Here is a 12,618-nt window from a genome sequence, read left to right as displayed (position 1 = left end):
TGAGCGGAACGTCTATGCAGGTGTGGACCCAGTTGGGAGTGAGCGAGTATGTCGGATTTCGAGCTCGGCCACGCGGGCGGCCGGATGCCCCTGGAAGTGACCGAGTCGACCGAGGGCCCCTCGGGTCTGGTCGTCGGCAGCCTCCTCAAAGAGACAGGGCACGTCACCCTCGATCCGGGTTTCACCAACACCGCGTCCACCACGTCGGCCATCACCTACATCGACGGTGAGGCGGGCATCCTGCGCTACCGGGGTTATCCGATCGAGGAGCTGGCGGAGAAATCGTCCTTCCTCGAAGTCGCCTACCTCCTGATCTACGGCGAGCTCCCGTCGTCCGACCAGCTCTCCGAGTTCACGGGCAGCATCCGTAACCACACTCTCCTGGACGAGAAGTTCCGCGCGTTCTTCTCCGCCTTCCCGCGTAGGGCGCACCCCATGGCGGTCTTGTCGTCCGCGGTCAGCGCACTGTCGACGTTCTACCAGGACAGCCTCGACCCGTTCGACCCTGAACAGGTCGACCAGTCCAGCATCCGGCTCATCGCCAAGCTCCCGACCCTCGCGGCGTACGCGTACAAGACGTCCAACGGCCAGCCTCTGCTCTACCCGGACAACTCTCTCGGGTACGTGGAGAACTTCATGCGCATGACGTTCGGCCTCCCGACGCAGCCGTACGAGATCGACCCCGAGATCGTGCGCGTCTTGGACATGCTTTTCGTCCTGCACGCCGACCACGAGCAGAACTGTTCCACCTCGACCGTGCGGCTGGTGGGGTCCAGCCAGGCGAATCTGTTCTCTTCGGTGTCCGCAGGGGTGGACGCCCTGTTCGGCCCTCTGCACGGGGGCGCGAACCAGGCCGTGCTGGAGATGCTGGAGCGCATCCATGAGAACGGCGACAACATCGACTCGTTCGTCGAGCGCGTCAAGAACAAGGAGCCCGGCGTCAAGCTGATGGGCTTCGGGCACCGCGTCTACCGCAACTACGACCCGCGCGCGGCGGTCGTGAAGAAGGCGACGGGCAAGGTCCTGGACGCGCTCGGCAAGTCGGACCCGCTGCTGGACCTGGCGATGCGCCTGGAGGAGGTCGCCCTCAGCGACGACTACTTCGTCGAGCGCAAGCTCTACCCGAACGTCGACTTCTACACCGGCGTCATCTACAAGGCGATGGGCTTCCCCACCAACATGTTCACCGTCCTGTTCGCCCTGGGCCGGCTCCCGGGGTGGATCGCGCAGTGGCGGGAGATGATGAACGACTCGTCCACCAAGATCGGGCGTCCGCGTCAGGTCTACGTGGGCCCGGTCGAGCGCCACTATGTGGAGCCCACCGCGCGCTGACCGGTTTTCTTCTTTTCGACGGCTGGAGCAAGCGGAAATAGCACGCTGGTTAGAGCGGGCGGGTCTCGGTGCCCGCCCGCTTTTGATCGCGTTCCGTGGACGCCGGAGTTAGCCTGAGGACGGCGACTCCCAACGGAAGGCGGCTCCCACACATGCCCTCCCTTGTAGAGCAGAAGCTGTCGAACCTTGATTTCTGGGCGAAATCACAAGCCGAGCGGGACGAGTTGTTCGCCTCGCTCCGGGCCACGCAGGAGCGCATCTTCTGCCCCGTCCCGGGCGAACCCGGCTTTTATGCCCTGACCCGGTACGAGCAGGTAGCCGAGGCCAGCCGCAATCCAGGGGTGTTCAGCTCCCAACCCACCGCGGTCAGCCCGATCGACCCGTCCACGCAAATGGCCGAGTACAGCGGCTCCCTGATCAGCATGGACGATCCGCGACACGCACGGCTGCGGCGGATCGTCTCCCGTTCCTTCACCCCGCGTCTGATCGAGCGGGTCTCCGGAGACGTCGCGTCACTCGCACGCCACATCGTGGAGGATCTCGCCGAGCGGGGCCCGTGCGACTTCGTGGAGCACGTCGCGACGCCGATGCCCCTCCAGATCATCTGCTCCATGATGGGCATCCCCGAGTCCGAGTTCGACGACGTCATCGACGCCACGAACCTCATCCTCGCCGTCGGCGACCCCGACCACCGCGACGGGGACGGCAAGAACCGCGCGACGAGCCTGGCCGAGAAGTTCTCCTACCTGCACGGGCTCATGGCCGACCTCGGCAGGCTCCGTCGCGAGCAACCGGCCGACGACCTCGTCACCGCGCTGACCCACGCGAACGTGGACGGCGAGGCCCTCGACGACCGTGACCTTGGACGGTTCTTCTCCCTGCTCGTCATCGCCGGCAACGAGACCACTCGCAACGCGCTCTCGCACGCCCTCGTCCTGCTCACCGAGCACCCCGTCCAGAGGGACCTGCTCCTGGCCGACTTGGACGCACGCCTGCCCGGCGCCGTCGAGGAGATCGTCCGCTACGCCACACCGGTGACCTGGATGCGCCGAACCCTGACCCGCGACTACGAACTGCAGGGCCAGGTGTACCGGACGGGTGATCGCGTCATCCTTTACTACAACTCGGCCAACCGGGACGAGAACGTCTTCAAGGACCCGTACGTATTCGACATCACACGCTCCCCGAACCCACACCTCGGTTTCGGAGCACCGGGACCGCATTTCTGCCTCGGCGCGCACCTCGCACGCCGTGAGGTGACAGTCCTGCTGCGAGAGCTGTACACGCGCCTGCCGAATCTCCACGCGACGGACGCCCCGGTCAGGCAACGCACCAGCTTCATCCACGGCATCCGATCGGTGCCCTGCGCGTTCTAATCACCTCAAGTCCGACATTCGCCGCCATTTCTCGGGCGGTTATCCACAGGCGGCGAATGTGTGGCCGCCGCGGGCGGCGCTCCTCGATGCTTGTCGACACCTGCCGGTTCAAGGCCCGAGGAGGCCGCAATGCCCGTCACCATCACGGTTCCCGAGGAGACGACCACCGGCTTCGTCGTCGCCGCCGACCGGGACCTCGACGACCTGCGCACCACGATCCGGCGTCGGCTTCCCGCGCCGTTCGCCGAGGCGGTCTCGCTGCGCCTCGGCACTCCCGGCCTCGTCGTGACCAGCCACCGCGCCGCCGACTCGCCATGGAACCTCGACGACGTGGCCGCCGAGGAGGACGACGACGCGGAGCGGGCCGAGGCCGCCACGCGGCACATCGGCGTGACGTCCGTCCTGCCGGTCGGGGACCTTCCGTCCGGTCCGCACCTCGCCCGCGCCACGGCGACGGTGATCGCCGAATCGGTGTGCGGCGTCCTGGTGGACCTCGCCTCCAACGAGGTCTCGCCGATCGCCCCCTTCGGACGCTTCGACGAGTTCATCTTGGCGGACAACTGGATCGGCGCCTCGTTACCGCCCTACCGCGACTCCGGCAGGTGCGCCGCCGACGAGGACGACATCGACGGCTGCGCCTGCGTCGATCTGGCGAGCCGCGGCCTGCGCCAATTCGGCCTGCCCGAACTGGAGATCACGGGAGCGGCCTGCCCGCACGGGATCGCAGCGCTCAACCTCGTCCGGACGACCGCGCAGCGGCTGCTGCCCCTGGCCCGGCATCCGGGTGTGCACACCGTCCCGGACGAGCTGCTCCTCACGAGCCTGGACTTCGCCGCGTACTGGGGAAGCCTCGACCCGGTCTGGGACGACGGGCCCGTCCTCGTCCGCCTGACCGAACCCGCGCCGGGGCGACTGGGCATCGCCCCGCCCGCGGGCTTCCCCGGCACGCTGAACGAGTGGCTATGGGACGAAGTCCCGCCGATCCTGCACGAAGTCCTCACCCACGACCCCGACCAGCCGTTCCCCACCTGACTCATCTCACCCTGACCAGCCCACCCTGATGAATCAACTCGGCCGACTGGGTGATGTCGGGGTCATGCGTGGGTCGCGCGGCGGCGGTGGGCCTTCTGGCGGCAGGACGGGCTGCAGTAGCGGGGTGGGCGGCCGGTGGAGGCGCGGGTGATGGGGGTCTCGCACATTTCGCAGCGAGTTTCGTTACGGGGCTCTGGTTCAGTTTCGTTTTGTTTCGTTACGGGGCGGAGGGCGTCGAAGGCGAGGGAGGTCATGCGGCCGGGCGGGGAGTCCTGGCGGCGCAGGCGCTCCATCAGCATGGTGCCGACCATGAGGGCTCGTACATCGCGGACGTCCACGTCCGCACGTACGGCTCCGGCTTCTTGGGCACGGCGCAGGAGGACGTCTAGGGCCGCGGTGAACCTCTCGTCCAGGCCGTTCACGTTGAAGGTGCCGATGTCGGCTGCGAGGGCGTCGCAGAGCGCGTGGTTGAACATCGCGCGTTCGACGGCCCACAGCAGAAAGCCCTGAAAGGCGTCTGCGGGATCGTCCGCGTCGGCTAGGGCCTGGGCCTCGTCCACCATCTGGGCGATGCGCTCGGTGATGACGGTGTGGAAGAGGGCTTCCTTGGTGGGGAAGTTTCGGTAGACCGTCCCAGGCCCGACTCCGGCTCGGCGGGCTATGTCGTCCAGCGGGACGAGGTGTCCGTCGGCGGCGAACGCCTCGAACGCGGCCTGGAGGATCCGCTCGCGGTTGCGGCGCGCGTCGGCGCGCCGGGGCTGTCCGCTCATCGGGTCTCCTCGGGTTTGACAAACGGGGCGATCGTTCCGGTAACGTCGCTAAGCGGGTTGTCCGTTCCGAGTATAGGAGGACCGATGACGGTCACGGCGGTTGACGAGATGCGAAGCAGGCTGGGCAGGGTCGGTGCCACGCTCACCACACCGATCGCACCGGCGGAGGAGTGGCGGCGCGCCGCCCGGCGGGTGGAGGACGCCGGTTACGGATCGATCTGGGTGAACGAGGCGATCGGGGGGCGGGAGGTGTTCACCCAGTTGAGCGTGATGCTGGCGGCGACCGACAGCATCGTGTTCGGATCGTCCATCGCGAATCTGTGGGCGCGGCATCCCGCCGCCATGCAGGGCGCCGCCTCCGTGCTGGCCGACGCGTATCCGGGACGACTCGCGCTCGGAATCGGCGTCAGCATGGGCGCGCTCGTCGAGCAGAGCGGGCAGGAATGGACGAGTCCGCTCAACCGAATGCGTGAATACCTCGACGGAATGGACGCTGCGGTCGACGCGGCGCCCGTCCCGGAGACTCCGTTCCCGCGGCTGCTGGCGGCCCTCGGGCCGAAGATGCAGGGCCTGGCCAGGGACCGCGCCGACGGCGCGCTGCCCGCCGCCATGCCGGTCGAGCACACCAGGCTGGCGAGAGAAAGGCTCGGAGATGACAAGCTGCTGATCGTTCTTCAGGGCGTGATTCTTGAGACGGATCCGGAGAAGGCACGCGGGGCGGCACGGCAGACGCGGATGCTCGAAATGCCGGGCTCACCGTACACACGCGCGCTCAAGGGCCTCGGCTACTCGGACGAAGCACTGGCCGGCGGCGGTTCGGACGAAGTCATCGACGCCTGCTACGGCTGGGGCGACGAAGCCGCGATCGCCAAGCGAATCCAGGACCACCTGGACGCCGGGGCCGACCATGTGTGCCTCAGCGTCTTCGCACCCGACCCGAGCTCGTCCGCCGACCAATTCGAGCGCCTAGCCCCCGCTGTTCTTTCATAGCCCGAGCCGTGATCGCATTTTCGCACCCCGTGCCTCCGACCTCCTTTGATAGCTCGGCCCTTCGCCCTCCTCTCGCAGCCCGAGCCTCCGCCCCCTACCGCGGCCCGCGGACCCTACTGTCCCTTCACAGCCCGAACCTGCGCCGTCTTCTCAGGGCACGAGCATTCGCTTTCCTTCCGCAGCCCGGGCCATCGCCCTCCCCTCGTGGCCAGCGAGCTTGGCCGTCCATTCGCAGCCTGAACCTTCGCCGTCCTTTTCATAGCTCGAACCGTCGTCGGCCCTTCACAGGCCAAACCCTCTCAAACCTCTCATAAGCCAGCCTTCGTCCTCCTAGAGCACGTCAGAATTCGCCCTCTTCTCACAGGCTAGCCTTTGCCGTCCTATCAGAAGCTGGACCTCCGGAGTCCAAAGTCCGCCGCTCTTCAGGACAGACCACCTCCTTAGTCCATCGGCCTTTCCATGATGGAGCCTCGCCGTCGACTCATAGGCCAGCTCTAACTGTCCGCCTATGAGTCACTATCTCTTCCCATAGGGCCGGGCCCTGTCGTCCTTTTGCAGGGCGGACTCGACCAGTTGTTCATAGCCTGCGGAACTGGCGTTTTCCGTGGCTCGGGACTCTGCTGTCCCTCGGGGCTGGGCTGTCCTGCGGAGGCTGGTTCGCGGGTGGTTACCGCGGGTGGATTAGGCGGGATTCGTAGGCGGCTATCACCAGTTGGGCGCGGTCGCGGGCCTGGAGTTTGGACAGGAGGTGGCCGATGTGCGTCTTCACGGTCGCCGGGCTCAGGTGCAGATGCGCGGCGAGTTCGGTGTTGGAGAGGCCGCGGGCGATGAGCGTGAGGACCTCGCGTTCGCGGTCCGTCAGGGCGCCGAGGTCGGGCGGCGCGTCCGGAGCCGGTCCGGGGCGCCGGACGAACTCGGCGATCAGCCGCCGGGTCACCGAGGGAGCGAGGAGCGACTCGCCGGAGGCAACGACGCGGACGGCGGAGAGGAGGTCGGCGGGCGGGGTGTCCTTGAGGAGGAAGCCGCTGGCCCCGGCGCGGAGCGCGGAGTAGACGTAGGCGTCCAGGTCGAAGGTGGTGAGGATCAGGACGCGGACGCCGGGCACGTCGGAGCAGATGCGCCGGGTCGCCTCGATGCCGTCCATCTCGGGCATCCGGACGTCCATGAGGACGACGTCGGGCCGTTCGCGTTCGGCGAGCCGGACGGCATCTGCCCCGGTCCCGGCCTCACCGACGGTGCGCAGCCCGGGCGCGGTGTCGACGAGGACGCGGAAGCTGCCCCGCACGAGTGCCTGGTCATCGGCGACGAGGACGCGCAGATCCACGGGGCTCCTAGGGCTCGTAGGCGAAGGCGGCGGACACGGCGAAGCCTCCCTCGGGACGCGGCCCGGCGGTGAAGTCGCCGCCGTACATCATGACGCGCTCGCGCATCCCGATGAGTCCATGCCCGTCCCCACCGGGGAGGACGCGGACGCCCGGCCCGTCGTCGGTCACGTCGATCCGCACCCGCAGCCCGTCCACCCGGACGCGGACGCGGCAACGGGCGGGGGCGGCGTGCTTGACGACGTTGGTGACGGCCTCCTGCACGATCCGGTAGGCGGACAGTTCGACGCCTTCGGGGAGGCCGGCCGCGTCCACCTCCAGGTCGACGTGCACACCGGCCATCGCGGCGCGCTCCGCGAGGCCCGGCAGGCCGGACAGGCCCGGGGACGGCGCGAGGTCGGGCTCGCCGGTCCGGAGCACGCCGAGCAGGTGGCGCATCTCGGCGAGGGACGCGCGGCTCGTCGTCTCGATCACCCGGAGGGCGTCGACGGCCTCCTCCGGCCGGGCCTCTGCGACGTGCACCGCGACCCCGGCTTTGACCGCGATGAGGCTCATGCTGTGCGCGACGACGTCGTGGAGTTCGCGGGCGATGCGGAGCCGTTCGTCCGAGACGGCCTGGTCGGCGAGCTGGCGGGCGGACCGCGCGGTCTGCGCGCGGCGCTCGCGGACGACCCGTCCGAGCGTCCAGGACGCGCCGAGCACCGCGAGCCCCATCAGCACCCGGCCGGCGGTCTCCGCGTGCCAGTCGGCGGGCCCGGCGATCCCGCCGGCGAAGATGAGGACTGCACTGACGATTCCGATGAGCGGCGTCGGGATCCAGCGCCGCCGGCGGCGGGTGAGCGCGACCGGGTAGAGGGCGAACCCGGCGGCGACGTAGGAGTCCCACGGCAGGTCGAGCGGCAGCGACGCGGTCGAGGCGGCGAGCACGACGGCGAACACCGGAACCGGCCACACCCGCCGCGCCGCGAGCGGCAGCCCGGTCGCCGCCGCGACGGGAAGGGCGACGAGCGCCGAAACGCCCGTCTCGCCGGGGAGGACCAGCAGCGCGAGGGTGCACAGCACTGCGGCGACCGCGTCCAGGCCGATCAGCGGACGCTCGTCCGGCCACGGGGCGAAGGAGCGCGGGTCGGGTTCGTCCACGTCACGACGTTATCCGGACGCCCGGAACCGCCGCCTCATACCAGGGTCCGACGCGGGCGGGACGGTCTCGGAGCATGCTCCGACGGGCGAGTCCCGCCCCCGATCCGATGTGCGGCGAAGGCGTCCCGTACGAGGGTCGACCGCATGATCGAAGTACGCGAGCTGACCAAGCGCTACGGCGCGACGACGGCGGTGGACCGGCTGTCCTTCGCCGTCAGGCCCGGGACGGTGACCGGCTTCCTCGGTCCGAACGGCGCGGGGAAGTCGACGACGATGCGCGTCCTGCTCGGGCTGGACGCGGCGACGTCCGGAGAGGCGCTGGTGAACGGCGGCCGGTACGCGGCGCTGCGGCGGCCGATGCGGGAGGTCGGCGCGCTGCTGGACGCGGGCGCCGTGCACGGCGGGCGCCGGGCGTTCGACCATCTCGGCTGGCTGGCGCGCAGCAACGGCATCCCGGCGCGGCGGGTGGCGGAGGTCCTCGAACAGGTCGGCCTGGCGGGCGTGGCGCGCAAGCGTGTCGCCGGGTTCTCGCTCGGCATGCGGCAGCGGCTCGGGATCGCGGCGGCCCTGCTCGGCGACCCCGGCGTGCTCATGTTCGACGAGCCGGTGAACGGCCTCGACCCGGACGGCGTCCGCTGGATCCGGGAGCTGATGCGGGCGCTCGCCGCCGAGGGCCGGACCGTGCTGATCTCCAGCCATCTGATGAGCGAGATGGAGCTGACCGCAGACCGGCTGATCGTCATCGGCCGCGGACGCCTGATCGCGGACACGTCCGTGCGCGAGCTGGCGGAGCGGTTCGGGCGCGGGGTGCTCGTCCGGACGCCGCGTCCGGCGGAGCTGACCGAGGTGCTGGAGGCGGCGGGCGGCAGCGTCGAGCCCGCCCCCGGCGGCCCGGCGGACGGCGGCAGGCTGACGGTCGGCGGGCTGGACGTCGCCGCCATCGGCGACATGGCCGCCGCGAAGGGCATCCCACTGCACGAGGTGACGCCGCACAGCGCCTCGCTGGAGGAGGCGTACATGGAGCTGACCTCCGGCGACGCCGAGTTCACCGCCGCAGCCGAAACGAAGCCCACCACCGAGGCCACCGCAAGGAGGACGTCATGATCGACGCGCTCGCGGCGGAGTGGTACAAGCTCCGGACGGTCCGTTCGACCGCGGCCGTCTTCGGTGCGGTCGGGGCGTTCATGCTGCTCTGCGTCCTCTACTCCTGGTACGTGGGGCACTACTGGGACGGCCTGCCGGCGGCCGAGCGATCGCGTGCCGAGGCGGCTCCCCCGGACCAACCGCTGGCCGTCACGCTGCCGGTGTGCGCCGTGGTCCTCGGGGCGCTGACGCTGACGTCGGAGTATGCGACCGGCTTGCACCGGACGAGCCTCACCGCGCTGCCGCGCCGGCTGCCCCTGTTCACCGCGAAGGCGGGGGTGGCCGGAGGCACCATGCTCGCGGCGGCGCTGACGAGCCTCGCCGCCGGGTTCCTCGGCGGGAAGGCGGTCGTGGGCGACCGGGCGCCGGCCACGTTCCACGGTCCGGCGGGCGCGACGGCGGCGCATCTGCTGTGGGTCGGGCTGGCGGCGGCGTCGCTGACGCTGATCACGTACGGGGTGGGCGCGGTGCTCCGGTCGACCGCGGCGACGATCGCGTCCATGCTGGGGCTGCTGATCGCGGTGCCGGTCCTGACGCGGCTGCTGCCGTCGCCATGGGACGACCGCGCCTGGTCGTTGCTGCCGGAGGCGCTGCCCGGCCAGATCGCGGCGGCGCCCGGGACGTCCGGCGGCGACGGCGTCCTCTCGGCGCCGGTCGCGGCCGTGCTGATGGCGGTGTACGCGGCGGTCGCGCTGGCGGTGGGCGCGTTCTCGTTCGTGCGCAGGGACGCTTGAACGGGCGCGGGGCGGCGGACGCCGTCGCGGCCGAATGGTGGAAGCTCCGTTCGGTCCGGTCGACGTACTGGGTGCTGACGGCGACGGCCCTGACGCTCGGGCTCGTCCTGCTGCTGAGCGTCCAGGTGGCGCACGCATGGGACGGCCTGTCCGCCGCGGATCGGGCGAGGTTCGAGCTGCGTCCCCTGCAGGAGACGGGCGGCTGGGCGGCGGGCCCGGGCGTCGGTGTCCTCGGCGTGCTGGCGATCACGCCCGAGTACCGGACCGGCATGATCCGCACCACGTTCACGGCGGTGCCGCCGCGCGGCGTGCTCCTCGCCGCCAAGGCCGTCGTCGTCGGGACGGTCGCGCTGGTCGCGGGCGAGGCGGTGACCGTCGGCTCGCTCGCCGGGACGCGGCTCGTCGTCGGCGACCGGCGGTTCGCGGACCAGGGCGCGTCCCTCGCGCACGAGCTGCCCGGCTTCGCCGTCGTCGGCGCGACGCCGGCGGTGTACGCGCTGCTCGGCCTCGCGCTCGGCGCGCTGCTGCGCTCGGCCGCGGGCTCGATCGTCTCGCTGGTGTTCGCGTGGCACGTCCTGCCGCTGCTGGTGTACCACCTGCCGGGACCGTGGAACGAGCGGCTCGGCTCGGTGATGATCGGCGGCCTGCCCGCGCGGATCGCCGGACGCGACGCGGAGGACTCCATCTACGGCGACCTGCTCCCGCCGGGAGCGGCGGCGGCGCTGCTCGCGGCGTACGCGGTCGTGCCGCTCGTCCTGGCGGCCGCCGTCCTGCGCCGCCGCGACGCCTGAGCCGAGCGCTGGGACGCGAGTCCCGTCCTGGTCCGGGCTGGAGCGTGAGGCCCGCCCGCGGAACGGAAAGACGGCGGCGTCCCGGGATCGGGGCGCCGCCGTCGGACGTGTCGTGCCGGGTCAGCCGGTGCGCAGCGCGTACGTCCGGATCGCCAGGCGTTCACGGAGCATGTCGATGGCCTCGTCGATGCGCCGCGCGGCGGCCTGGGCGCGGACGCGGCGGCCGTCGAGGTCGACGACGGCCTGGGCGAGCGCCGGGCGCGGCAGCGACGGGTCGGCCACGACGCTGAGCGTGACCTTGACGGACGTGACGTTGCGCGCTCCGGCCAGCGCGTCCCGGACGGCGCGCTCCGCCGCCCCGCGCTCGTGCGCCGTGACGTCCCCCGAGGTGAGGAACCGGATCTCCGGTCGCTCTCGGGTCGCGTTCATGATCCCCCCAGTGCTGTTCGCTTCGTTGCGTGAGCGGCGGCGGCGGTCGGTCCCCGCCGCGGCGGCGGCCCGTCACCGATCGCCCCTCTGCCTTATCAACGCCACGCGCGTCCCGAACATCACCCCGATCCGACGAGAGCTTCGTCACGAAGATCCGGGACAACCCCGGCGGCGCCGAACCGCGAATTCACCGGAATGCCCGGCGGCCGTCATTCGCGGGCCATACCGACCGGCGGGAATGTTCCGTCCGATTGGCCGCGCCGGCGCGGTGGAACCGTCCCCAATTGGCCCGCCGACGGCGGTGCGGCCCGGCCCGGAATTGACACCGGGAGGTACTCACGCATAGTGACCGAACCACGCTGCGGAGCCATTACGCCACCGACAGCACTGGTCATCGGCCGTCTCCGCGATCGCCGCGCCGCCCTTCGCCCGGGAACGGCCGACGATCACCACACCAACACCACGCGAACCTCACCCGGCCGACCCGTACCGGATGTTTTCATGCGGAAGCATTTTCCGCGCTTCCCAAAAACGGTGCGGGATCCTCTAACATGGGTCGGTGCCTCTCCGTCCTACGAGCAGACCCTTCGACTGGCTGGTGACCCCTTGGCCCAGGATTCCGCTGCCCCAACACCTCCGTCCGAAGGTGATCCGGCCGGACGGCTGATCGATTATCCCCGGCGCGGCGGTCCGACCGTCCTGCGCATTCTGCTCGGCGCCCAGCTGCGTCGGCTGCGCGAGGCGCGCGGCATCTCCACCGAGCAGGCCGGCTACGAGATCCGCGGCTCGCACTCCAAGATCAGCCGGATGGAGCTCGGCCGGGTCGGTTTCAAGGAGCGCGACGTCTCCGACCTCCTGACGCTGTACGGGGTGTCCGACCCCGCCGAGCGGGCGCCGCTGCTGCAGCTCGCGAAGGAGGCCAACACCCCCGGCTGGTGGCACCGGTACGGCGACGTGCTGCCGAGCTGGTTCGAGGTCTACCTCGGCTTGGAGGAGGCGGCGTCCCTGCTGCGCACCTACGAGCTGCAGTTCGTCCCCGGGCTGCTCCAGACCGAGGACTACGCCCGCGCCGTCGTGCGCCTGGGCTTCCCGGACGCCTCCGAGGAGGAGGTCGAGCGGCGCGTCCTGCTCCGCCGGACCCGGCAGGAGCGGTTCACCTCCCCCGGCGCGCCGACGCTGTGGGCCGTCGTGGACGAGGCCGTCATCCGCCGCCCCCTCGGCGGGCGGGCCGTGCTGCGCCGCCAGATCGAGCACCTCATCGAGGTGTCGGAGCTGCCCAACGTGACGCTGCAGATCGTGCCGTTCGGCGCGGGCGGGCACGCCGCCGCGGGCGGGCCGTTCACGATCCTGCGCTTCGCCGAGCCGGGCCTGTCCGACGTCGTGTACCTGGAGCAGCTCACCAGCGCGCTCTACCTCGACAAGCCGACCGACGTCGACACCTACATGCGCGCCATGAACAACCTGTGCGTCACGGCGGCGCGCCCCGACGCCACCGCCGACCACCTGACCCGCGCCCTCCGCGACCTCTGACCCGCCGCCCGTGACGCCCGCCCGTACGG

12 protein-coding genes are annotated in these 12,618 nt (G+C 70.7%); 8 read left to right on the top strand and 4 right to left on the bottom strand.

Annotated features, from left to right (window positions below):
* The first annotated feature begins 48 nt into the window (after positions 1 to 48).
* The 3 genes from FXF68_RS41365 to FXF68_RS41355 all read left to right on the top strand — a co-directional run bounded on the left by FXF68_RS41365 (position 49) and on the right by FXF68_RS41355 (position 3,740).
* Positions 49 to 1,332, top strand: a complete 1,284-nt coding sequence (locus tag FXF68_RS41365; RefSeq protein ID WP_148768297.1) for a citrate synthase — start codon at positions 49 to 51, stop codon at positions 1,330 to 1,332.
* A gap of 152 nt (positions 1,333 to 1,484) precedes the next feature.
* On the top strand, positions 1,485 to 2,708 hold the full coding sequence (locus tag FXF68_RS41360; RefSeq protein WP_148768296.1) for a cytochrome P450: 1,224 nt from the start codon (positions 1,485 to 1,487) through the stop codon (positions 2,706 to 2,708).
* Between the two features lie 129 nt (positions 2,709 to 2,837).
* On the top strand, positions 2,838 to 3,740 hold the full coding sequence (locus FXF68_RS41355) for a hypothetical protein (RefSeq protein ID WP_148768295.1): 903 nt from the start codon (positions 2,838 to 2,840) through the stop codon (positions 3,738 to 3,740).
* A gap of 62 nt (positions 3,741 to 3,802) precedes the next feature.
* Here FXF68_RS41355 and FXF68_RS41350 read toward each other — a convergent pair whose 3' ends face one another.
* On the bottom strand, positions 3,803 to 4,510 hold the full coding sequence (locus tag FXF68_RS41350; RefSeq protein WP_148768294.1) for a TetR/AcrR family transcriptional regulator: 708 nt from the start codon (positions 4,508 to 4,510) through the stop codon (positions 3,803 to 3,805).
* 84 nt (positions 4,511 to 4,594) lie between these two features.
* On the opposite strand from FXF68_RS41350, the gene FXF68_RS41345 reads away from it, so the two are divergent.
* A complete protein-coding gene (locus FXF68_RS41345; RefSeq protein WP_148768293.1) occupies positions 4,595 to 5,500 on the top strand; it encodes a TIGR03620 family F420-dependent LLM class oxidoreductase in 906 nt (301 codons plus the stop codon).
* A gap of 667 nt (positions 5,501 to 6,167) precedes the next feature.
* On the opposite strand, the gene FXF68_RS41340 is transcribed toward FXF68_RS41345, so the two are convergent.
* Entirely contained in the window at positions 6,168 to 6,824 is a 657-nt protein-coding gene (locus FXF68_RS41340) for a response regulator transcription factor (protein ID WP_187438378.1), read from the bottom strand.
* 7 nt (positions 6,825 to 6,831) lie between these two features.
* Positions 6,832 to 7,962, bottom strand: a complete 1,131-nt coding sequence (locus tag FXF68_RS41335; protein ID WP_222870346.1) for a sensor histidine kinase — start codon at positions 7,960 to 7,962, stop codon at positions 6,832 to 6,834.
* Between the two features lie 144 nt (positions 7,963 to 8,106).
* Between FXF68_RS41335 and FXF68_RS41330 the strand changes: the two genes are divergently transcribed.
* From FXF68_RS41330 to FXF68_RS41320, 3 genes are read left to right on the top strand one after another with little or no spacing between them, the layout of a single operon-like run.
* Complete coding sequence (locus FXF68_RS41330; protein ID WP_148768292.1) at positions 8,107 to 9,066, top strand: ABC transporter ATP-binding protein; 960 nt, start codon at positions 8,107 to 8,109, stop codon at positions 9,064 to 9,066.
* Positions 9,063 to 9,839: an ABC transporter permease gene (locus tag FXF68_RS41325; RefSeq protein WP_148768291.1), complete on the top strand. Its 777-nt coding sequence runs from the start codon at positions 9,063 to 9,065 to the stop codon at positions 9,837 to 9,839. The genes FXF68_RS41330 and FXF68_RS41325 overlap by 4 nt, the downstream gene beginning before the upstream one ends.
* Complete coding sequence (locus FXF68_RS41320) at positions 9,836 to 10,630, top strand: ABC transporter permease (RefSeq protein ID WP_148768290.1); 795 nt, start codon at positions 9,836 to 9,838, stop codon at positions 10,628 to 10,630. Before FXF68_RS41325 ends, FXF68_RS41320 begins: the two co-directional genes overlap by 4 nt.
* Before the next feature lie 120 nt (positions 10,631 to 10,750).
* Here FXF68_RS41320 and FXF68_RS41315 read toward each other — a convergent pair whose 3' ends face one another.
* Entirely contained in the window at positions 10,751 to 11,059 is a 309-nt protein-coding gene (locus FXF68_RS41315; protein WP_148768289.1) for a hypothetical protein, read from the bottom strand.
* Between the two features lie 663 nt (positions 11,060 to 11,722).
* Between FXF68_RS41315 and FXF68_RS41310 the strand changes: the two genes are divergently transcribed.
* Entirely contained in the window at positions 11,723 to 12,589 is an 867-nt protein-coding gene (locus FXF68_RS41310) for a helix-turn-helix domain-containing protein (RefSeq protein WP_067891989.1), read from the top strand.
* The last annotated feature ends 29 nt before the right edge of the window (positions 12,590 to 12,618 follow it).

This window comes from Actinomadura decatromicini, assembly GCF_008121305.1.
Classification (GTDB): Bacteria; Actinomycetota; Actinomycetes; order Streptosporangiales; family Streptosporangiaceae; genus Spirillospora; species Spirillospora syzygii.
The sequence above is the reverse complement of the archived record's forward strand: the minus strand, read 5'-3'. Positions and strand labels throughout refer to the sequence as shown.

Excerpts from the sequence above, each read along its gene's own strand:
- FXF68_RS41365 (WP_148768297.1), top strand. The coding sequence starts at position 49 with ATGTCGGATTTCGAGCTCGGCCACGCGGGCGGCCGGATGCCCCTGGAA.
- FXF68_RS41360 (WP_148768296.1), top strand. The coding sequence starts at position 1,485 with ATGCCCTCCCTTGTAGAGCAGAAGCTGTCGAACCTTGATTTCTGGGCG.
- FXF68_RS41355 (WP_148768295.1), top strand. The coding sequence starts at position 2,838 with ATGCCCGTCACCATCACGGTTCCCGAGGAGACGACCACCGGCTTCGTC.
- FXF68_RS41350 (WP_148768294.1), bottom strand. The coding sequence starts at position 4,510 with ATGAGCGGACAGCCCCGGCGCGCCGACGCGCGCCGCAACCGCGAGCGG.
- FXF68_RS41345 (WP_148768293.1), top strand. The coding sequence starts at position 4,595 with ATGACGGTCACGGCGGTTGACGAGATGCGAAGCAGGCTGGGCAGGGTC.
- FXF68_RS41330 (WP_148768292.1), top strand. The coding sequence starts at position 8,107 with ATGATCGAAGTACGCGAGCTGACCAAGCGCTACGGCGCGACGACGGCG.
- FXF68_RS41325 (WP_148768291.1), top strand. The coding sequence starts at position 9,063 with ATGATCGACGCGCTCGCGGCGGAGTGGTACAAGCTCCGGACGGTCCGT.
- FXF68_RS41315 (WP_148768289.1), bottom strand. The coding sequence starts at position 11,059 with ATGAACGCGACCCGAGAGCGACCGGAGATCCGGTTCCTCACCTCGGGG.